Annotated in this window: 17 protein-coding genes; 13 read left to right on the plus strand and 4 right to left on the minus strand. The window is 56.8% G+C overall.

Annotated features, from left to right (window positions below; translation table 11 throughout):
• Positions 1–3 precede the first annotated feature (3 nt).
• The 13 genes from mshL to CLH62_RS19025 all read left to right on the plus strand — a co-directional run bounded on the left by mshL (position 4) and on the right by CLH62_RS19025 (position 15,235).
• Complete coding sequence (gene mshL / locus CLH62_RS18965; RefSeq protein ID WP_099619872.1) at positions 4–1,713, plus strand: pilus (MSHA type) biogenesis protein MshL; 1,710 nt, start codon at positions 4–6, stop codon at positions 1,711–1,713.
• Between the two features lies 1 nt (position 1,714).
• On the plus strand, positions 1,715–2,554 hold the full coding sequence (locus tag CLH62_RS18970) for an ExeA family protein (protein ID WP_099619762.1): 840 nt from the start codon (positions 1,715–1,717) through the stop codon (positions 2,552–2,554).
• Positions 2,551–3,597 carry an MSHA biogenesis protein MshN gene (locus CLH62_RS18975; protein ID WP_099619763.1) on the plus strand — a complete coding sequence of 349 codons (1,047 nt, stop codon included), beginning with the start codon at positions 2,551–2,553 and terminating at the stop codon, positions 3,595–3,597. Before CLH62_RS18970 ends, CLH62_RS18975 begins: the two co-directional genes overlap by 4 nt.
• Entirely contained in the window at positions 3,597–5,366 is a 1,770-nt protein-coding gene (locus CLH62_RS18980; RefSeq protein WP_099619764.1) for a GspE/PulE family protein, read from the plus strand. Before CLH62_RS18975 ends, CLH62_RS18980 begins: the two co-directional genes overlap by 1 nt.
• Positions 5,366–6,595 (plus strand): type II secretion system F family protein, encoded by a 1,230-nt coding sequence (locus tag CLH62_RS18985; RefSeq protein ID WP_099619765.1) that lies wholly within the window; start codon positions 5,366–5,368, stop codon positions 6,593–6,595. Before CLH62_RS18980 ends, CLH62_RS18985 begins: the two co-directional genes overlap by 1 nt.
• Complete coding sequence (locus CLH62_RS18990; protein WP_228152909.1) at positions 6,596–7,219, plus strand: hypothetical protein; 624 nt, start codon at positions 6,596–6,598, stop codon at positions 7,217–7,219.
• Entirely contained in the window at positions 7,216–7,734 is a 519-nt protein-coding gene (locus CLH62_RS18995; protein ID WP_099619766.1) for a type II secretion system protein, read from the plus strand. Before CLH62_RS18990 ends, CLH62_RS18995 begins: the two co-directional genes overlap by 4 nt.
• A gap of 35 nt (positions 7,735–7,769) precedes the next feature.
• On the plus strand, positions 7,770–8,276 hold the full coding sequence (locus tag CLH62_RS21600) for a prepilin-type N-terminal cleavage/methylation domain-containing protein (RefSeq protein WP_099619767.1): 507 nt from the start codon (positions 7,770–7,772) through the stop codon (positions 8,274–8,276).
• 124 nt (positions 8,277–8,400) lie between these two features.
• Positions 8,401–8,880, plus strand: a complete 480-nt coding sequence (locus CLH62_RS19005; RefSeq protein ID WP_099619768.1) for a pilus assembly FimT family protein — start codon at positions 8,401–8,403, stop codon at positions 8,878–8,880.
• The gene (locus CLH62_RS19010) at positions 8,880–9,395 is read left to right on the plus strand and encodes a type IV pilus modification PilV family protein (protein ID WP_099619769.1); all 516 of its coding nucleotides are present in this window, start codon (positions 8,880–8,882) and stop codon (positions 9,393–9,395) included. The genes CLH62_RS19005 and CLH62_RS19010 overlap by 1 nt, the downstream gene beginning before the upstream one ends.
• Positions 9,395–10,183: a PulJ/GspJ family protein gene (locus CLH62_RS19015; RefSeq protein WP_099619770.1), complete on the plus strand. Its 789-nt coding sequence runs from the start codon at positions 9,395–9,397 to the stop codon at positions 10,181–10,183. The genes CLH62_RS19010 and CLH62_RS19015 overlap by 1 nt, the downstream gene beginning before the upstream one ends.
• Entirely contained in the window at positions 10,173–10,574 is a 402-nt protein-coding gene (locus tag CLH62_RS19020) for a pilus assembly PilX family protein (protein ID WP_099619771.1), read from the plus strand. The genes CLH62_RS19015 and CLH62_RS19020 overlap by 11 nt, the downstream gene beginning before the upstream one ends.
• Positions 10,571–15,235 carry a DUF6701 domain-containing protein gene (locus CLH62_RS19025; RefSeq protein WP_099619772.1) on the plus strand — a complete coding sequence of 1,555 codons (4,665 nt, stop codon included), beginning with the start codon at positions 10,571–10,573 and terminating at the stop codon, positions 15,233–15,235. Before CLH62_RS19020 ends, CLH62_RS19025 begins: the two co-directional genes overlap by 4 nt.
• Positions 15,236–15,335: 100 nt before the next feature.
• Here CLH62_RS19025 and ntrC read toward each other — a convergent pair whose 3' ends face one another.
• The 4 genes from ntrC to glnA all read right to left on the minus strand — a co-directional run bounded on the left by ntrC (position 15,336) and on the right by glnA (position 20,224).
• Positions 15,336–16,763, minus strand: coding sequence for a nitrogen regulation protein NR(I) (gene ntrC / locus CLH62_RS19030; protein ID WP_099619773.1), 1,428 nt, complete (start codon positions 16,761–16,763; stop codon positions 15,336–15,338).
• Positions 16,760–17,854 carry a nitrogen regulation protein NR(II) gene (gene glnL, locus CLH62_RS19035; protein WP_099619774.1) on the minus strand — a complete coding sequence of 365 codons (1,095 nt, stop codon included), beginning with the start codon at positions 17,852–17,854 and terminating at the stop codon, positions 16,760–16,762. Before glnL ends, ntrC begins: the two co-directional genes overlap by 4 nt.
• 263 nt (positions 17,855–18,117) lie before the next feature.
• Complete coding sequence (locus CLH62_RS19040; protein ID WP_099619775.1) at positions 18,118–18,642, minus strand: DUF4124 domain-containing protein; 525 nt, start codon at positions 18,640–18,642, stop codon at positions 18,118–18,120.
• 178 nt (positions 18,643–18,820) lie between these two features.
• Complete coding sequence (gene glnA, locus CLH62_RS19045) at positions 18,821–20,224, minus strand: glutamate--ammonia ligase (protein ID WP_099619776.1); 1,404 nt, start codon at positions 20,222–20,224, stop codon at positions 18,821–18,823.
• Positions 20,225–20,511: the final 287 nt, after the last annotated feature.

Raw genomic sequence — 20,511 nt, forward strand, 5'->3', positions numbered from 1 at the left:
TTCATGACAACGACCAGAACAATTTGCTTGCTGGCCCTTAGCCTGATGCTGGCAGCCTGTAGCAACAACCCGCTGATGCGGTCGGCAACCGCCACCTCCACGGACGCTGCCCAGGCTATCGACGAGGCCCTGGAAGACGCGCAGCAAAAGTCTCCGGCAGCAAACGAGGCGCTTTCGAAAGCCGCCCCGGTGCCTGCGGCTGTCAGTGCCGCGTTGCTGCCTTCGTTGTCGGGAACTGCCGATCTGGATGAGCGCTTTGATGTTAACGCCGGTGGCGTTCCCGCCGCCAGTTTCTTCCAGGCTCTGGTAGAGGGCACCCGTTACAACGTGGTGGTTCATCCCGAGGTAAATACGAGTATTTCGCTTCGACTGGGAGATGTGACCGTACCGGAAGTCATGGACATTGCCGGCGACCTCTATGGCCTGGATATCAAACGTACAGGCAGGTTATTCCGCGTAGACACAAACCAGATCAAGACCCGCCTGTTTCCCATTGACTACCTGCATTTCAAACGCAGGGGTGGCTCCGAAACGCGGGTCAGTTCAGGCCAGGTAACCAACTCCGGGGGCGGTAATTCAGGAAGTGACCGCGACTACGGTGACAGTGGCGGTTCAAGCGAAACCCGCAGCCTGGTTGGCACGGCCATTTCCACGGAGACGGCTTCTGACTTCTGGCAGGGCATCAGCGACGCCCTGAACATGATTATCGACGGCGATGGCGCGCAGGTTGTTGTTAACCCCGAGGCCGGGTTGGTAATGGTTCGTGCCGGCACCAAAGACCTTGAGCTGGTGGAGGAGTATTTGCGCCGTACCGAACTCATTATGCAGCGCCAGGTAATACTGGAGGCGAAGATTCTGGAGATTGCCCTGAACGAAAGTTACCAACAGGGAGTTAACTGGTCAGATATCCAGAGCGCATCGTCATTGGTGGCCAGCGATGGCCTGCCCGCAGAATTCACGGCTCAAGCGTTGGCCGGCCAGGCTATCCAGACGTCAGATATTGGTGGGCTGTTCTCGGCCACTTTCCGGGAGGGTAGCTTCACGGCTTTAATCGAGCTGCTGGGAAGTCAAGGCAACGTGCAGATTCTCTCCAGCCCTCGTATCTCAACGCTGAATAATCAGAAAGCCGTCATCAAGGTGGGCACCGACGAGTTCTTCGTAACAGACATCGACTTTGATGAGAACAACTCTGCTGTCACGGCGACCGATCAAACCTCGACATCCGTCGAACTGACACCGTTTTTTTCGGGTATCTCCCTGGACGTGACTCCGCAGATTTCTGAAGAAGGTGTAATCACCCTGCACGTTCATCCCTCGGTAAGTGAAGTGAGTGACCAGGAAAAGCTGATTACCATTGGCGAGCGTGATGTGACCCTGCCCCTGGCCAGCAGCACCGTTCGTGAAACCGATAGCGTGATCCGAGCCGAAAGCGGGCAGATCGTGGTAATCGGTGGGCTGATCCAGAACACCAGCGAGGACAACAATTCGGCGGTTCCCTTCTTCAGTGATATTCCTGTGGTGGGAGAGCTGTTCAAGCAGCGGCGCTTCCAGTCCCGAAAAAGTGAGCTTGTGATCCTGTTGCGCCCGGTGGTGGCGGGATCCCCCCAAATGAATGCCGAGGTTGCCGCCAGCCGTGAGCGCATGAGTGTGCTCAGGGAGTTGCTGCAGTCATCCGAGTCTGTCACCCCGGAACCGGAGAACGCCGTTCGCTAGGATGTACGAATCCCATTTCGGACTGCAGGAAGCACCGTTTGCATTGACGCCCAACACCCGTTACTTCATGCGGGCGCCCAGCCATGGCGATGCGCTGGAGTTGCTGCTGGTGGCACTGAAAGAGCGGGAAGGCTTTATCAAGATCTCCGGCGAGGTCGGCACCGGCAAGACCCTGCTGTGCCGGTTGTTGCTCAACGAACTGGAGCAGCAAGCTTATACCGCGTATTTGCCCAACCCCCACCTGACGCCCGACACGCTATACGAAGCGGTGGCTGAAGAGCTGGGCGTTGATGTTTCCGGTTGTGCCAATCCTCACCAGGTTCTCAAGGCCATCAACGAGCGCCTTATCGCCCACGCCATGGAACGTAAACAAGTCGTTCTGGTGATCGACGAGGCTCAGGCAATGCCGGAAGAGACGATTGAGGCATTACGGCTGCTCACGAATCTGGAGACCGAAAGTGTACGGTTACTGCAGGTGGTGCTGTTTGGCCAGCCTGAGTTGGATGCGCTGTTGCAGAAACAGAGCCTCCGGCAGTTGAACCAGCGCATTACCTTTCACTACCGTCTGGCACCCCTGGACAGGCACTCGGTTGCCCAATACCTGCGACATCGGCTGGCGCAGGCGGGCTACAACGGAGCGGATCTGTTCGCTCCCGGCGCTCTTCGCCTGATTAGCCGGGCCTCGGGCGGGATCCCCCGTCTGGTCAGTATACTTGCCCACAAGTCCATGCTGGCGGCCTGGGGTAAGGGCGATCGCGTGGTTCAGCGTGGCCATGCCCTGCAGGCCATTCGGGACACCGAAAGCGTTCGGTCTCCCGGCTTGATCAGGAGGTGGTTATGAGCCTGCTCAATGATGCCCTGCGTGCAGCAGAGCAGCGGCAGAACCGACCAGAGGTCGCTGGCGCCTATACCGGACAGGTTTCGGCTAAAGATCGGGGCAAACCCTGGCTGTGGGCCATAGTGCTGTTGCTGGCGGCCGGGGTGATCGCCGTTTCCGCATACTGGTTTCAGGCTCAGACCAGCAGCGAGAAACCGCCGGCCTTGGTCAGCGCCACGCCGGTCGCCGAGTCGGAGCCTGTTCTGGCAGACGTTGAGAGGCAGCCGGCCAGAGAGCCAGAGCTGTCTGTTGAATCTGATCCTGAACCGGTGCCTGAGCCAGAAATCACCAGAATTCCTGAACCAGCAGTGCCAGAGCAGAAAAAACAAGTGATCGTCGAGCAACCGGTTGCCAAAGTTGCGCAGCCAGAGCCCGAATTAAGCGCCCCGAAACCAGCGGCTGATGCGCCGGAACCGCAGGTAAAACAGATCCGCGAAACGCCGAAATCCATCGATCTGCGGGTGAGCCGGGAACTGGCGTCATTGCTGCGATCCGGTGCAACACGTGAAGCCGAACAGAGGTTGCAGCAACTGGCAGCATCACAGCCCGCAATCGCCAGCAGGGAAGTCTTCGCCCGCCAGATGCTGGTGCAGGGGATGCCGGGCCGCGCCCTGGTATGGTTGCCGGAATCCGCTGCTGCGTCCGATGCCGGCTTGCGTTTGCTAAGAGCCAGGGCCCTTCATGCCAGTAGCGACCTGCCTGGCGCGGTGGCCACGCTTGAGCGAGACGTACCCGCCGCGGGGCAGAACATGGAATACCGGGTGACTCTGGCTACCTTGCTCCAACAGGCAGGCCGCAGCGCCGAGGCTGCCCGGCAATGGTCTGTGCTGATAGCCCAGGACGACAGCCGTGCTGCCTGGTGGGTGGGGCTGGCCATCGCCCTGGAAACCGGTGGCGAGGTGACTGGCGCAGTGCGCGCCTATGGTCAGGCCGCTCAGTTGCCCGGCCTTTCGCCGTCCCTGGCGGATTATGTTCGTGAACGACTGAAAACGCTGCAGGCAGGATGATGACGACAGAACCGAAAAAGAAAGTCCGGTTAGGCGACCTACTGGTTCAGAATGATGTCATTACTGAGCAGCAGCTGATGGCGGCCCTGCGCGAGCAGAAAAGCACCGGCCGGAAGCTGGGCAAAACCCTGACCGATCTTGGTTATGTGGACGAAGACAGCCTGCTCAATATCCTGTCCCGGCAGCTTGATGTGCCCTTTGTGCAGTTGCGTCATTACCAGTTCAACAACGACCTGGTGAAGAAACTGCCAGAAGCCATGGCGCGCCGGTTCCGCAGTATTGTGCTGGCGGAGCAGGGCGGTGAATTGCTGGTGGGCATGGCCGATCCGCTGGATATCTTTGCTTACGACGAGCTGGTACGCATTCTCAGGCAGCCCATCAAACAGGCGGTGGTGCGTGAAAGTGAACTGCTGAACACCCTCGACCTGGTCTACCGGCGCACCGACGAAATCGCCTCTTTGGCCGAAGAGCTGGAAGACGAGTTGGGTGATGACGCCTTCGATCTGGCCGACCTTTCTGCCGAATCCGAAAGTGCTGAAGCGCCGGTGGTCAAACTGCTTCAGACCCTGTTCGAAGATGCGGTGCAGGCCCGCAGCTCGGATATTCACATCGAACCAGACGAGACCGTAGTCCGCATCCGGCAACGGGTGGACGGCGTGCTCCAGGAACAGGTGATGAAGGAGAAGCGGGTGAATGCCGCGCTGGTCCTGCGCCTGAAACTGATGGCTGGTCTGAATATCTCCGAAAAGCGGATGCCCCAGGACGGGCGCTTTAACGTTCGGGTTAAGGGCCGGAGCATTGATGTGCGGGTCTCGACCATGCCGGTCCAGTATGGCGAGTCCGTGGTGATGCGTTTGCTCGACCAGAGCCAGGGCATGCTGAACCTGGATGGCACCGGCATGCCGCCGCAGCTTCTCGAACGGTTCCGGCGGATGATCAAGAAGCCCCACGGCATGATTCTGGTAACCGGCCCTACCGGTAGCGGTAAGACCACCACGCTCTACGGGGCGCTGTCGGAGCTGAATCGCCCGGAAGTGAAAATCATCACGGCCGAAGACCCGGTGGAATATCGCCTGCCCCGGATTACTCAGGTTCAGGTGAACCCAAAGATCGGACTGGAATTTGCCAATGTGCTTCGCGCCGCCCTGCGCCAGGATCCGGATGTGATTCTCGTGGGTGAGATGCGTGATCGCGAGACTGTGGAAATCGGCCTGCGGGCAGCGATGACCGGCCACCTGGTGCTCTCCACCTTGCACACCAACGACTCCATCAGCAGCGCCATGCGGCTGATCGACATGGGCGCGGAGCCGTTCCTGGTGGCCAGCTCCCTGCTGGGGGTGATCGCGCAGCGCCTGGTGCGCCGGGTCTGTGAAAACTGCTCAGAGCCTTACCAGCCCACGGACCAGGAACGTGTATGGCTGGACAGCTTCAGTCTTGATCCGCTAGACATCGAGGCGGGGTTCGTTCATGGCCGTGGCTGTTACCAGTGCAGCAACACCGGCTACAAGGGCCGGCTTGGCGTTTACGAAATGCTGGAAATGAACGAGGCGATGCTGGATTCCCTGCGCCGGCAGGATGTTTCCGGCTTCACCAAGGCGGCCCGTAAAGGCGATCTTTACCGACCGCTTGGGCAGTGCGCCATGGATTATGCGCTTCAGGGGGTGACCAGCCTGGAAGAAGTGGCCCGGGTGGCCGCGACATCCGAAGGTGAGTTCTCACCGGACGATGAACTTCCTCTGCCGGATGAACCGATCGGGGAGCACGCCTGATGCAGTTCAGCTACCGGGGTAAGGACAATCGTGGCAGCGTTCAGCAAGGCTCCCTGGCGGCGCCCAATGCCGATGCCGCGGCGTCTGAATTGATGCGACGGGGCATTACACCGCTCACGATACGTGAGCAGGAACAAAACGACTCGGTCATTGATCGGCTCAACCGGCTGCCGATCTTCCGGCAAAAGGTCACCCTCGACGAGCTGATCGTGTTCTGCCGCCAGATGTACGCACTGACCAAGGCAGGTATTCCCCTGATTCGCACCATGCGGGGCCTGGCGGAAACATCGCGCTCCCCCGTGCTGGCCGAAGTACTCGACGACGTGACCAGTCGGCTCGAAGGCGGCAACACCATGGCCACGGCCATGCAGGCACACCCCAAGGTCTTCTCGGAACTGTTCATTGCCATGATCCATGTGGGTGAAAACACCGGGATGCTGGACGACGCCTTCAAGCGACTGTCGGAGATTCTTGAGCTTGAGCGGGACACCAGGCGGCGGCTCAAGCAGGCCATGCGTTACCCAACCTTTGTGATGATTGCGTTGCTGGCTGCATTGATGGTGGTGAACTTCCTGGTGATTCCGAAGTTTGCCTCGGTCTTTAGCAAGCTGGGTGCGGACCTGCCGTTTCTGACCCAGGTGTTGGTAGGTACCTCCAACTTCCTGCTGGGCTATTGGTACGTGTTGCTGTTTGCCGCGGCCGCCGGCGGATTGATGCTGCGCCAATGGAAGCAGACCGAACAGGGGCGGCTGACCTGGGATCGCTACAAACTCAAGATGCCGATTATCGGACCCTTGCTTGAATTGATCACGCTCAGTCGGTTTGCGAGGAACTTTGCTACCATGCTGTCCGCTGGTATGCCGGTGACCCAAGCCCTGACAGTGGTGGCCGACGCCACGGACAACGCCTGGATAGCGAGTCATATCAAGGAAATGCGCACGGGTATCGAGCATGGTGAGAGCCTGCTCAGAACCGCGCGAAACAGTGAGATGTTTACGCCTCTGATTCTGCAGATGATCGCGGTGGGCGAGGAAACCGGTTCAATGGACGACATGCTCAACAACGTGTCGGATTTCTATGATGAAGACGTGGATTACGGCCTGAAGCGGCTGGCGGAATCCATCGAGCCAATACTGATTGTTGCCATGGGCGTTCTCGTTCTAATCCTGGCGCTGGGCGTATTCCTCCCGATCTGGGATCTGGGAGCCGCCGCCATGGGGCGGGGCTGAGTGAGATCGGCAACGCTGTCTGGCGCAAGCGGATTAACCCACGTCCGCAAGTATCGGTTGTTGGTGGTGCTGGTGGTGCTTGGAACGCTCTGGTGGTTCCTGCTCGGAGTGCTGGAACGGGAGACGCGCAATGCCGAGGGACGTGCTGCCAACATGGTGATCAGTCAGCTGAGATCGGCGCTGGTTATCAAGGGGGCCGAAGTAATGCTGAGCCGAGACGGGCGCCTGGACCAGCATCGTAGCATCAACCCCTTTGAGCTGGTTGAACATCAGTGGGGGAACTACGAGGGTCTGTGTAAGACGCCTCAGCCGAATCCGGGAGACTGGTGTTTCCGGGTCGACGAACAAAAAGAAACAGCAAACGGGCCCAAAGGTTGGTTAGTTTATAACCCAAGGCAGCCTGTGATGGTTGATAACCAGCAGGCACAAGCCGGACAGCCTCTGGCCTGGGAAGTGACAACGGAATTTGCAGACCGCAACGGGAATGGCGTGCGGGAGCAGGAAGAGCGGCTTACCGGCCTGAAGCTGGTTTCGGTACCGTTAGCTGATACCACCGTGGTTCGGCAGGATGCCCGGACGCGCGTGGCCATAAACTTGATAAACGGATATGAGGCTGACGAATGAGGCAGTACAACAGAGAACAGAAGCAGCAAGGGTTCACCCTGATAGAACTGGTGGTGGTTATTGCAATCCTGGGCATCCTGGCAGCCTTTGCTTTGCCGCGTTTTGCGCAGCTCTCGGAACAGGCACATCAGTCCAGTATAAGGGCGACAGCCGGTGCGTTAAGTGCGGGCGTGGCGTTGGTAAAAGCCCAATGGGTGACGAACGGAATCACGGGCGCAGTCCCGGCGGTTCAAGGTTTTGGCAACGACGATGTTGCAGTAAACGCAGAAGGCTGGGCAACGTCCACCAACGGCAACACTGGCTCGCCGAACGAAAATAGATGCGTTCAGGTATGGCGGGGACTCCTGCAGTCCAACGCGCCAACCATTTCAACAGCAACTGCCGCTGATGCCAATGCCGACTACTGGGCCTCGGTAACTGGCGATGTCTGTGAATACCAATACCAACTTGATGGTCAGGGAAGCACGATTGAATACGACACCAGCGATGGTGCGATTGTAACAACGATTAACTGATTGAAAGACATCAACTGAGAAAACGGAGAAGTACCATGAAAGCGATGACAGCCATTGCAGCAAGAAAAGAGAAAGGTTTCACCCTGATCGAACTGGTTATGGTGATTGTGATTCTGGGGATTCTGGCGGCGTTTGCTTTGCCGCGGTTTGCGGATTTGAGTGGTGATGCGGAAGAGGCCGCTATCGAGGGAGCTCGCGGCAGCGTGAAGTCTGCTATGGGAATCGTTCGTTCGACAGCTCTTGCGAATAGCGCAACTGCGGCCAGCGGAACCGTGTCATTGGAAGGAACCAACAATATTAATGTTGTGTATGGCTATTTAGCTGCTTCTTCCGTTGATGATGCAGCCAAACTGGGTGATTTTGTTGTGACCCCCGATGATACTACGACCCCCCCATCAGCAATTGTTGCCATCGCAAACGAGGCGGGTAAACCGTGCTTCAATTTTAATGAATCGAGTGCAGCGAACTCGCCTTCTGAAGTGAGCGAAGTTGGAACCATGGATGACGCTACCACATGCAACGGAGTATTCCCTGCCCCTTAAGCAGTGCGGCAAGTCGGATTTGCGAAGCGTAATCCGACATATCGGTAGTTGGTGGAAACTGTGTCGGGTTACGTTTCGCTAACCCGACCTACGTCATTGCATCGTCGGGTTTTAGGGAGGGGGTATGACAATGGAAGCAGCTCCAAGGTCATCGGGGTTCACCCTCGTTGAACTGGTCATGGTCATTATCCTGATCGGAGTTCTCTCCGCTTTGGGCATTGGCCTGTTCACCAGCCGCTCAGCCTTCTCGCCCCTGTTGGCCACGCAACAACTTGCCTCCGCCACGCTGCTTGCTCAGCAAGCAGCGCTGGCGGGCAATTCCTCGAATTCCGTTATCATCCGGCAGCTTCCAAACGCCTTCGAGTTTGAAGCTGGCGGCTCCCTGTTTTCCATTCGCAGCGAGGGTGCTGGAATGGCTTATCAGTCTGAGGGCCAATCCGGTTACTCTGCCATTCCGTCTTCTGGTTATTTCATTGGTTTTGACTCCCTGGGGCGTGTTGCCTCTCCGGCGCCCCGTCAAAGCACCGAATTCCGGATAACCGGCGACAGCACGTTTTTCCTCTGTCTGAGTTCGTTGGGTGCGGTTTATCAGGGGCGCTGTTGATGGCCATCAGGCTTCGATTGAATTGCCAGCAGGGCGCTACCCTGGTGGAGCTGGTGATGACGATCGTCATTATCAGCATCGCCATAGCCGGCGTAGTGGGAGCTTTCGCTCTGATTGCTGGCCGCAGTGCTGACCCCCTCAACCAGACCCGGGCAGTGGCTTTGTCCCAGCTGTATATGGATGAAGTTCTCGCTAAGTCCTTTGCCGATGGAACGCCCATTGGCGGTGGCCTGGTGTCCGCAGCCAAGGCCGATTGCACCAACCTAGGCCCGGACGGCGAAAGCCGGCGCACGTTTAATGATGTGGATGATTACCATAACTTGAATGACTCCCCGCCAGAAAATAGCGAACAGGAACAGCTCGCGGGTTATAACCGTTTCCGGGCATCCATTTTGGTGGCCTGTGCCGGTACCGAAGTGGGCCTGGCCAACCACGAGGCCAAACGTATCGACATCACCATCACCGACCCATCCAACAATACCTACCTGTTCAGTGCCTATCGGGGGAATTTCTGATGCCCAGGCAAGCGGGGTTTACGTTGGTGGAACTGGTGATAGTGATCGTGTTGCTGGGCATTGTCGCCACCATTTCCGTCCAGTTCGTTGCTCTCTCGACCCGCGGCGCTCTGGATGTGAGTAGCCGCCAGCAACGGGCGCTGCAAAGCGTGGTAATCAGTGAGCAGATCACCCGTGAAGTGCGGGAAGCCTTTCCTCTGTCCGTCCGCTCCAATGGCCAATGCCTGGAGTGGTTGCCAATTATCGCTGCCACCAGCTATGAGGTCCTGACTACTGGCCCGGATTTTGATGAAGTCTCCATCGTGCCCTTTGGACGGGCCATCTCCGCTGATGCCAGGCTGGTGGTTTATGGCTACGGTTCGGCCGAGTCGGATTTGTACGGCAGTGAAAACCCCGGCCCAGTTTCGCCAGGGATCGAGGCTCTTGCGGCAGATTCAGATATGGTGACGTTATCCCAGGACCATCGTTTTCGAGAGCGGTCACCCCAAAAAAGGCTGTATGTGGTAGATGGCCCTGTCAGTCTTTGCCAGATCGGCCCGTGGCTATACCGTTTCAGTGACTACGCCCGAAGCGAGAGTCAGCAAACCGCCAACAGTTTGAACGGAAGTGCCAACCGAACCCGGGAAGTGATGAGTGCCAATCTGGTCGCCAACTCTTTCGATCTGAAAGTCGTTCCACCATCATTGCGCCGTGCCGCAGTAGTCAATTTCGGGTTCGAATTGGTAAACGAGGATGGCAACGAAACCACCAAGGTCAGCCAGGAGGTGCAAATCCGGAATGCCCCCTAAGCGTCCCCTATACAAACAAACCGGTGCTGGCCTTCCCATCGCGCTGTTTATCATCACGGTGCTGGCCCTGCTGGTGATCGGCATGGCTCAGTTACAGGAAAGTTCCGGTAAGGCAGTCAGCCTGCAGATACAGTCCCAGCGGGCTTTTTTCGCAGCTGAAAGCGGAGCGCAGGTGGGAGTGCATCGGATTCTCAGCCAGCTGAACAATGGTGCCGCAGTTTCCTGCCCTGCCGATATTACGAGCTTTGGCGCCTCTCTCGGTCTGACATCGTGCTCGGTTGAATACGCTTGCGATACCGTGTCTGGCGGCGCGCACACACTGGTCAGTGTCGGCAGGTGTGGAACCGGTGCTGATCGTGCCGAAAGAACCATTGAGGTGAGAGTGCAATGATCCCGACTGTTGTTGTCCGCCAGGTGTTTGCCTTTTTTCTGATGTTTTTACTAAGCACCAGTTTGCTGGCGGCCGAGTGCACTGAAGTCTTTCGCTCAGGCAATGGCATTAACGAAGGTTTGCCCGAAAACCGAAGACTGACTTTCGACAGCGACGACTGGCCAGCTGAGAGTGACTGGCCGGAATCTCCTGCCGTTTTGTCCAGTGGCGACTATTATTTTGATAATGATGACCTGGACAATGGCTATGTCTTGTCAATTGCCACGGATGCAGTGGTACGCATTTTCGTGGATGGCGATTTTGACATTGGAAACAACGCCAACATTAATCAGTTCGGTCAGGCCGGCCAGCTGCTGCTATTGGTTAATGGTGAGGTCGAAATTGGAAACAACGCCATTTTTAATGGTGTTCTTTATGCAGAGAATGAGGTTGACCTTAAAAATAACAGCGTCGTGAATGGTTTGATCGGCAGTGAGGACGATGTCGATCTGGACAAAAACGCTGTCTTTAACAACGTTCCCGAAGCACTCAGCCCTGCCTTGTTGGGAGGGCTTTGCGACATTGGTCCTGCCGGTGTTTTGCCTGTCCGAGACAATTTCGAGTCTTATCCACCGGGATCGATTGATAGTCGCAATGGTGGCTCGGGTTGGGGCGATACCTGGAGTGGCTCAGCTGGCCAGAGCATTGTGGACACATCAACAAATCGCCTTGAATTTCTCGCATCAAATGGTTTGAGCATCCGTTCCGATACCACACTGGAAGTGTTCGGGAATGCCAGTCGTGTAGCGACCCGACCACTTTCCGGAATCTACGAAGGCGAAACCATTTACGTGAGTATGCTGGTCCGATTTCAGGGCACTCCCGGCAATAATGATTTTCTGGGGTTCTGGCTTCAGAACCCCAGTTTTGGTGATTCGCCGCAGTTTGGTATCAAGGTAAATGAAGGAGGCGGTGGTCAGAGAGACTTTTTTGTCCGGTTGGATACCCAGGCGGCCTACTCTACCGATTTTCAACCGGGCCAGACCTATTTGCTCGTTGCACGATTCTCCAAAAACGGTCGCAACTTCTACGAGCAGGGTGAGCTTTGGGTTGATCCCCAATGCACGGATAGTCCGCCACCAACTCCGTCGGCATCTATTGTGTCTTCACCCTCGACACAGGTAGCCGAAGTTTCGGAAATTGGTTTTCGGTCAGAGAACCTGTCGGGGGATGCCCGTGTGCAGGTGGGGCAAGTTGCGGCCGGACAGCAATGGTCAGACGTTGTGTCCTGTGAATGTTATCAGAACGGTCTTGAGGCGACTTACTACAACAATTACAACCGGAACGATCCTTTTCCGGAGACGCCGGATCTAACCCGATTGGATCCAGTTGTGGATTTCAATTGGGGGAGCGGACCTCCAGATCCTGCCATCAATAGCAATCAGTTTGCGGTTCAGTGGCAGGGATCTCTGGAAGTGCCGGTGGACGGAGAGTATCAGTTCATCGCCAGAACGGACGATGGTGTCCGGCTCTGGGTGGATAATCTGGATACCGCGATTATTGATGATTGGTCTGATCGGTCCGTCGGCAATTCTGCCGTTTCCGTCATGCTGCAGGCGGGTCAGCGTTACGCTATCCGAATGCAGTACTACGAAAACGGTGGTGTAGCAGAGGCTCGTCTTCGTTGGCGCCGCCCGAATGGCACCGAAGAGGTTATTCCAGAGCAGTTCCTATTTGGGTGTCTGCCCGTCGCTGCACCAAGGTTGGAGTCTGCCGCTGCCGTGTGCGGCAGTTCGGACCTGGTTGAACTGACGTTCTTCGAAAATCAGCGGTCAAGACCGCTGCTGGAATCATCGTTAGCCAACACCGAATTTTATCGGATTGAGCGGGTGAGTGACGGTGAGCCAGTATCGGTGCTCGGGGCTACTCCTGGCCAGAACGGATACAGCGTAATGCTGGAGCTGGCAGACCAACTCTCTCTTGATGATAGTTATCGGGTTGTCGTTACTGATTTGCAAGATGTTGGTGGCGTGGCCATTGAGCCGAATCCGTCAGAACTCGAGTTCACTGCTGCGGCTAGTGGCCTGGCAACACAATTTTGGAACAATCGAAATCTTGACGGCCCGCCTGTCTACTCAGAAATCACCAATCAGATTGACAATAACTGGGGCAATGGAAGCCCTGTACCCGGAGTCATCAATTCCAACCAGTTTTCTGTCAGGTGGAGTGGGTTCATCGTGCCGCCTGAAAGCGGTGCATACCAATTCCGTACCCGTACAGACGATGGGGTTCGGCTATACGTGGATGATCTGGCCACCCCGGTTATTGATGAATGGCGTGATTTTTCTCCGACCAATCACGAATCGGGCGACATCATCCTGGAAAGAGGGCGCAGCTACAATATTCGGATGGAGATGTATGAGAATGCGGGTGGAGCTGTTGCCCAGCTAAGTTGGCGTCGTCCGGGACAGGGCCAGTTTGAACTCATTCCTCCGACGGCGTTTTTCCAGTGTCCGGATACCGGTGGCGCCGTTGATCATTTCCGGATACTCCACGGAGGTGCCGGGGTCACTTGTCAGCCAACTCCGATTACCTTTGAGGCCCGGAACGCCTTGGGTGATATCGTGACGGACTATGCGGGAGAGGTCTTTTTGTCGACATCAACCGGGCAGGGGTTCTGGCAGGCTTTGGGCAGCTTAGCCGGTAATCTCACACTTGTTCCGGGTGACAGTGGCGAGGCTTCGTATCAGTTCGACCCTGCTGATGGTGGTGTGGTTACTCTGGGGCTCAAACACACTCAGCCAGATACGGTGAATCTTGATATTACAGACGGAGGCGTGCGGGAGTTGACCGGCGCTGATCCAGACCTTGTGGTGCAGCGGACCGGGTTTGTATTCCATCAGGGCAATGATTTCTCCGTCCCAATCGGAAGTCAGGTTAGTGGCAAGCCCTCAAATGTCATGCCGGGTATCCAAGACCTGAGGTTGACGGCCGTAAGGGAGAGTGACACGACAGGTTCTTGTGAAGCCTATTTGACAGGCCCACAAACAGTGAACATAGGCCAGGTTTGCGAGAGTCCCGGCAATTGCTCGGCTATTGGAGCTATGGAGGTAAATGGAACCATTGTTGGCAACAACTCAGCAGGAAATGCTGCCAATTCGACGCCGGTAGTCTTTGATTTTGGTGACGACACTAACAGTAGCGCAGCTGTAAACCTGAGCTACAACGATTCGGGTCTGATAAGTTTGTTCGCCCAGATGCCTTTGGTCGATGATCAGGGCATACCCACTGGAGAAATAATCGTTGGTAACAGCGGACCGTTTCCAGTCGTCCCTGCCGGCTTCTGTGTTGAAGCGATCGATCCTGACCTGGCGTGCGCAACAGTAGACGCGGAATGCTCGGCCGGTGCGGTGGCTGGTGAAATCTTCAATCTGCGCGCTTCTGCTGCTGCGTGGGGAGGCGCCGGGGAGAGTGGCCCAGAGTTTTGTGATAACTCCGTTACTCCCAACTTCGAGTACGCTGACCTTGAGATAGGGCATCGACTGCTGGCACCGGTAACCGGGCAACCGGGCACAATTCTGAATGAAACGGTGGGGATTCTGCCCACCGGTGAAGGACGCCGGGATGTCAATCAGTCGGTCTCTGAGGTGGGTGTTTTCGAGTTTTTCGTGCCAACTGGCCAGCCATATCTTGGCCAGACACTACCCGGCGGATTCAGCGCGCCTGTGGGACGTTTCACACCTGCCGGATTTACGGTGTCTTTGAATGATGCAGGCATGCTCGGTTCGGTATGCTCGGTGCCACTCGGGTTTACCTATGTCGGGCAATCCTTTGACTGGGCTCTAACACCGGAAGTGGCAATAGTGCCTAGGGCCGCCGATGGCACCACGATTACCACGAATTACCTGATCAATGACTTTATGAAACTGTCTGCTTCGGGCGTTGCCAGAACTGCACCAGACAGTGACAGGACCGCGCGCCTGGCTGACGATAGTGCCTTGGTGCCGATTGATTATGACGAGGGCATTGGCAACGTCTCGGGCGATGTCGATGCGCAGGAAGTGATCTTCCGTTACAGCAACGACGACAGTTTTCTGGTGCCCAAGTCAACAAATACCCGGATCCCGCCGTTTACGCCGGTCCTTCCATTTTCCGTGGATGGTGTTGTTGACCTCGATGGGGTGATGACACTGGTGTCGCAGCCAATGCCTCTGATGTTTGAGCCGGCGTCGGAGGGCGATATCCGCTATGGGCGCCTTGAAATGACTAATGTTTTTGGCCCTGAGAATGCCGATCAGCCTCTAATAATGCCTGCGGAGGCAACCTATTGGAATGGTGCCCGGTTTGTGCGCAATACTCTTGATAACTGCTCGAGCTGGGACACCTCCACGCCAACCCCGCTTCAGAACGAGCAACAGTTTCACGAGTTGCAAAACGAATCCGAGACAGGAACGCTCAGCGATGGGGAGGCACCAGCTTTATTGCTTGCTCCAACAGGGCAGCGGGGTGAGGAGCGGGTACGCTGGCAGATGCCTGTTTGGCTGAAAGGTTACTGGGGGCGTGAGCCGTCAGGGCCAGGAGATCCTGGGAAGGATGAACTTCAGGATCCTGAAGCAGTCGCCACGTTTGGTGTTTATCGCGGCAACGACCGCATCATCTACTGGCAGGAAATTCTGAATTGAACGCTTGGATAAAAACAGGGTAAAAACAGGGTAAAAACAGGGTCAGATAACCTTTTCATCTGACCCCAAACATCAACGAACCCCGGTGGTTCGCCAATCGTCAATCGTCCTCATGCTCCGGATGGTCCATCCCCAGTTCATTGATCTTCCGGGTCAGTGTATTCCTGCCCCAGCCCAGCAGGATTGAAGCATCACGCCGTCGACCGCCGGTGTGCTTCAGGGCGGTTTCAATCATGATCTTCTCGAACTCCGGAACGGCGGTATCGAGTATGCCTTTCTTGCCACGCTTGAGTTCCTGTTCCGCCCAGTTTTTCAGGCCCTCCTGCCAGGTGGCTCCGGTGGTGGGAGCCTCGGCCTGGTGCAGCAGTTCCGGGGGTAGGTCATCAATGTGGATTTCCCGGCCGCTCGCCATAACGGTGAGCCACCGGCAGGTGTTTTCCAGCTGGCGGACGTTGCCAGGCCAGGGCAGGGTGGTGAGGTATTCTTCCGCCTCGGTCCTCAGAATTTTGGTTTCAACGGCCAGTTCCTTGGCGGCCCGTTTGAGGAAGTGCTGCATCAGCCGGGGAATGTCTTCTCGCCGCTCGGCCAGTTTCGGCAGGTGCACCCGGATTACGTTGAGGCGATGGAACAGGTCTTCCCGGAAGGAGCCGGCCTGCACCAGTTTTTCCAGGTCCTGGTGCGTGGCGGCGATGATCCGGACGTCCACTTTGATCGGAGTGGTGCCGCCGACCCGATAGAACTCGCCATCGGCCAGTACTCTCAGCAGGCGGGTCTGGGTATCGGCGGGCATGTCCCCGATTTCATCCAGGAACAGGGTGCCACTGTTGGCCTGTTCAAAGCGGCCCTGGCGGGCCGCCCCGGCGCCGGTAAAAGCCCCTTTCTCGTGGCCGAACAGTTCGGACTCAATCAGGTCCTTCGGGATGGCGGCCATGTTCAGTGCAATGAACGGGTGTTTGGCCCGGGGGCTGTGATTGTGCAGTGCCTGGGCCACCAGCTCCTTGCCGGTGCCGCTTTCGCCATTGATCAGTACGGTAATGTTTGAATGGGACAGCCGGCCAATGGCCCGGAAAACCTCCTGCATGGCCGGCGCTTCACCGATGATTTCGGCGGCACGCTGGGTGCTTTCTGCCTGCGGCTCGGCGCTGGCACGTCTTTCGTGGCTGTGGGCAACGGCGCGTTTGACAAGTGCCATGGCATCATCCACATCGAACGGCTTGGGAAGATATTCAAAGGCCCCGGTCTGGTAACTGGTAACGGCGCTTTCCAGGTCAGAGTGGGCCGTCATAATGATCACGGGCACGTCCGGGTGCACTTCCACGATCTGTGAGAGTAGAGTGATCCCGTCAACGCCGGGCATCCGGATATCGCTGACGATGGCATCCGGCTGCTCGTGTTCCAGTCGCATCATGATGCTTTCGCCACTGTCAAAAACGCGGGGCTGCATACCGGCCTGGTTAAGGGCGCGTTCCAGCACCCAGCGAATACTGCGATCGTCGTCTATGATCCAGACGTTTGCCGGTTGGCTCATGGGGTGTCCTCCAGAGGCAGGAAGATGATGAAGTCGGTTCGTCCTGGTTCGCTCTCGCATTCAACCAGTCCATGGTGTTGTCCGATGATGCTCTGGGTAATTGAAAGGCCCAGGCCTGTGCCGCTGGCACGGCCACTGATCATCGGGTAGAAAATGTTCTGCAACAGCTCCGGCGGTATGCCCGGGCCGTTATCAATCACATCGATCCGGCACACCAGGCGATGGCGTCGGTGACCAATCGTAAATTGGCGCAGGGTGCGGGTCCGGAAGGTAATGGTTGGCGGCTCTTCACTGCGGTGGCCGCCCTGGTTCTCGAACGCGGCTTCCATGGCATTGCGGGCAATGTTCAGAAACGCCTGAATCAGTTGCTCCTTGTCGCCCCGGAACTCGGGAATGCTGGGGTCGTAGTCCCGGCTGAATTGCAGGCGGCCCTTGCTCTCGGCTTCCAGCAAAGTGCCCACCCGTTCCAGCACCTCATGGATGTTCGTCGGTGCCAGTTTGAGTGCCTTGTTCGGGCCGAGCATCCGGTCTACGAGACTTCTCAGGCGGTCGGCCTCATCGATGATTACCCGGGTATACTCGCGCTGATCCTCGCTGCTGAGCTCCCGGTCCAGAAGCTGGGCGGCGCCACGAATTCCCCCGAGCGGATTCTTGATCTCATGGGCCATACCCCGGACCAGAATGCGGGTTGTTTCCTGCTGGGAGATGATGTCCTCTTCACGGCTGATCCTCAGTAGCCGGTCCCTTGGCTGGATTTCGATCAGTAATTCGGTCGGATCCAGGCTGATCGGGGTGACGGAGTAATCCACGGTGAGGCGTGAACCACTGGTTAACAGGAATTCGGCCTCGCGGCGGGTGTAGGACTGGCCGTTATCGACGGCGGCAAACAATGTTTTCAGGGCATCTTCGGAATCGACAAGGATGTCACGGAAGGGCTGGCCGTGGCTGCGGGTCATGCTGGTTTCGAACAGGCTTTCAGCAGCCGGGTTGAGATACCGTATGTTCAGGTTTTCTTCCAGCACCAGGACGGCCGTGGTAAGGCTGTCGAGAATGCTTTTGTATCCGATTGCGTGGGCCGAAGGCAGTGCCATGCGTGATTTCCGTTGGTTCGACAAAGTTTGACCTCCGGAGTTTTGCAAAAAGCGAACCACATTGGGCCGGGCTCACAAATGAATGGGCAAAGGACGGGCATAGAGCCGAATCGGCGTTGAAATGTGTCGTAAGCTGGTGCAAAAGGGGAGTTAGCCCCTGACCAGCCCGGAAATTTCGCCCCGTTGCTGATCAGAGTATGGCTTTTTTCTGGTGCGCCTGCACCAACATAGTGCGGTGCATTGTGGATGATGGGTCGGTTTGGCTAGTTTGCTACAGAAGGGCGGTGAACAGTGAAGGAAATGGACGGTCCGGTTTTTACCTGAACCCCATTTTCATCCACGATATGAACGCGGGCCTGGTGGGTTCCACGGAAGACATTGTTAACGGTAACCGAGCCGGAAGCGCTCTGGCCAACGGGCTGGCCATCAATGGTTACTTCGTATTTGTGACCAGGCTGCAGGCCGGGAGTACTGCGAACCTCGAACTGGATATCACCGCTACCACTGTAAAAGGCCTGGTTGTTATCGGGATACACAAAAGCGACGCTCTCGTAGGCTGCGCCCTCTCTCTGAACCTCTTCCCGAAGCTTGTCGGTTTCCTGCACCACCTCGGGCTTGGGCAGAGTGATCGTAGTGACCGGTTTGACCTCTACGGCTTCAGCGCCCTCGCTCGGTTCATCGGAGAACGTGACATTGCCGTAGGCATCGACGTTGCGGTAGACCTCGGCGGAGGCCGGGCCCGCCAGAATAAAGAGAAGGCCGGCAACCAATCCAGACATTGGATTCATAAGCTCACCTGTCATTGGGTTTTACCGATTATCGGCGGCGCCCGGGGGCATTTCAACGCCTGGGGGCGGGATGTTGGTTACATATCGTTAAGGGCTGCAGGCAATGTGCTTTTGCGCACAAAAAAAAGCCCCGCTCGGAGCGGGGCTTTGCTGCTCTTAAACTCTCGGGAGAGAGGTTTTAGCAGGAGTAGTACAGCTGGAACTCAACCGGATGAGTGGTCATGTTCAGTTTCTCAACTTCACCGCGCTTCAGGTCAATGTAGCCGGCAATCATGTCTTCAGTGAACACGCCGCCGCGGGTCAGGAACTCGTGGTCGTCCGCCAGGCAGTCCAGAGCTTCAGACAGGGTTTCGGCAACCTTCGGAATGTTCAGGGCCTCTTCCTTCGGAAGATCGTACAGATCCTTGTCCATGGCGTCGCCAGGGTGGATCTTGTTCTGGATACCGTCCAGGCCGGCCATCATCAGGGCAGCGAAAGCCAGGTACGGGTTGGCCGCCGGATCAGGGAAGCGAACTTCAATACGACGCGCTTTCGGGCTGTTCACGTAAGGAATACGGATGGAGGCCGAACGGTTACGGGCGGAGTAGGCCAGCATAACCGGTGCTTCGTAGCCCGGAACCAGACGCTTGTAGCTGTTGGTTGCCGGGTTGGTGAAGGCGTTGATGGCCTTGGCGTGCTTGATAACGCCGCCAACGTAGTACAGGGCCGCTTCGCTCAGGCCGGCATAGCTGTCGCCTGCAAACAGGTTCTTGCCGTCTTTGCTCAGGGACATGTGTACGTGCATGCCGGAACCGTTATCACCCACAACCGGCTTGGGCATGAAGGTGGCTGTTTTGCCGTAGGCGTGAGCCACGTTGTGTACGCAGTACTTCAGGATCTGAACTTCGTCAGCCTTGCGGGTCAGGGTGTTGGCGCCAACGCCGATTTCACACTGGCCAGCGGTGCCCACTTCGTGGTGATGAACTTCGATTTCCAGACCCATGGATTCCATGGCCGCACACATGGCGCCACGCAGGTCGTGCAGACTGTCCACCGGCGGAACCGGGAAATAGCCGCCTTTCACACCCGGGCGGTGGCCGATGTTGTTGCGGTCGAAGTCTTCGCCGGATACCCAGGCGGCCTCTTCCGAATGGATGTGGTACGAAGAACCTTGCATGTCTACGTTCCATTTAACGGAATCAAAGACAAAGAACTCCGGCTCCGGGCCGAACAGGGCGCCATCGGCGATGCCGGTGGACTTGAGGTATTCCTCGGCACGACGGGCAACGGAACGCGGATCGCGCTCATAGCCCTGCATGGTTGTGGGCTCTACAATGTTGCAGGTGATGTTAACGGTGGTTTCTTCAGTGAACGGATCGAGTACTGAGGTCTCGTCGTCCGGCATCAGGATCATGTCGGATTCGTTGATGCCTTTCCAGCCGGCAATGGAAGAGCCGTCAAACATTTTGCCGTCCGCGAAAAAATCTTCATCTACTTCGGTGGCTGGCAGCGTCACGTGCTGCTCTTTACCGCGGCTATCAGTAAAGCGCAGGTCAACCCATTTGACTTCGTGTTCTTTGATCAAATCAACTGTCTTGGACATTGTGCATGCTCCATAAGTTATACCGCAAAGGCGGCTGTATTCATGTTCGTGATGCCGGATCGCTCAGAATACTGAGTTCCGATCTGTTTCTCAGGTTTGCGCAGCTTAGCAAATGCCAGTGCGTCTTACCTGCAAATTTCGGCTGCTTTCGATAAAGCAAGGCGCTTGCCAATTTTTAGGGCATGCTCCAGAACTGAGCAACTGCAAGGGTTTGGGGCATGTACAGGCCAAATTCGCTGTTACCGGTTCGGTTCCTGCACTTTATTGGTGCACTTAATTGGTGCGTT

Origin of the sequence: Marinobacter guineae, assembly GCF_002744735.1 — a bacterium.
GTDB classification, from domain to species: Bacteria; Pseudomonadota; Gammaproteobacteria; order Pseudomonadales; family Oleiphilaceae; genus Marinobacter; species Marinobacter guineae.

Bases quoted from the DNA above. Each gene is read 5' to 3' on its own strand.
- mshL (WP_099619872.1), top strand. From the start codon at position 4: ATGACAACGACCAGAACAATTTGCTTGCTGGCCCTTAGCCTGATGCTG.
- CLH62_RS18970 (WP_099619762.1), top strand. From the start codon at position 1,715: ATGTACGAATCCCATTTCGGACTGCAGGAAGCACCGTTTGCATTGACG.
- CLH62_RS18975 (WP_099619763.1), top strand. From the start codon at position 2,551: ATGAGCCTGCTCAATGATGCCCTGCGTGCAGCAGAGCAGCGGCAGAAC.
- CLH62_RS18980 (WP_099619764.1), top strand. From the start codon at position 3,597: ATGACGACAGAACCGAAAAAGAAAGTCCGGTTAGGCGACCTACTGGTT.
- CLH62_RS18985 (WP_099619765.1), top strand. From the start codon at position 5,366: ATGCAGTTCAGCTACCGGGGTAAGGACAATCGTGGCAGCGTTCAGCAA.
- CLH62_RS18995 (WP_099619766.1), top strand. From the start codon at position 7,216: ATGAGGCAGTACAACAGAGAACAGAAGCAGCAAGGGTTCACCCTGATA.
- CLH62_RS21600 (WP_099619767.1), top strand. From the start codon at position 7,770: ATGAAAGCGATGACAGCCATTGCAGCAAGAAAAGAGAAAGGTTTCACC.
- CLH62_RS19005 (WP_099619768.1), top strand. From the start codon at position 8,401: ATGACAATGGAAGCAGCTCCAAGGTCATCGGGGTTCACCCTCGTTGAA.
- CLH62_RS19010 (WP_099619769.1), top strand. From the start codon at position 8,880: ATGGCCATCAGGCTTCGATTGAATTGCCAGCAGGGCGCTACCCTGGTG.
- CLH62_RS19015 (WP_099619770.1), top strand. From the start codon at position 9,395: ATGCCCAGGCAAGCGGGGTTTACGTTGGTGGAACTGGTGATAGTGATC.
- CLH62_RS19020 (WP_099619771.1), top strand. From the start codon at position 10,173: ATGCCCCCTAAGCGTCCCCTATACAAACAAACCGGTGCTGGCCTTCCC.
- CLH62_RS19025 (WP_099619772.1), top strand. From the start codon at position 10,571: ATGATCCCGACTGTTGTTGTCCGCCAGGTGTTTGCCTTTTTTCTGATG.
- ntrC (WP_099619773.1), bottom strand. From the start codon at position 16,763: ATGAGCCAACCGGCAAACGTCTGGATCATAGACGACGATCGCAGTATT.
- glnL (WP_099619774.1), bottom strand. From the start codon at position 17,854: ATGGCACTGCCTTCGGCCCACGCAATCGGATACAAAAGCATTCTCGAC.
- CLH62_RS19040 (WP_099619775.1), bottom strand. From the start codon at position 18,642: ATGAATCCAATGTCTGGATTGGTTGCCGGCCTTCTCTTTATTCTGGCG.
- glnA (WP_099619776.1), bottom strand. From the start codon at position 20,224: ATGTCCAAGACAGTTGATTTGATCAAAGAACACGAAGTCAAATGGGTT.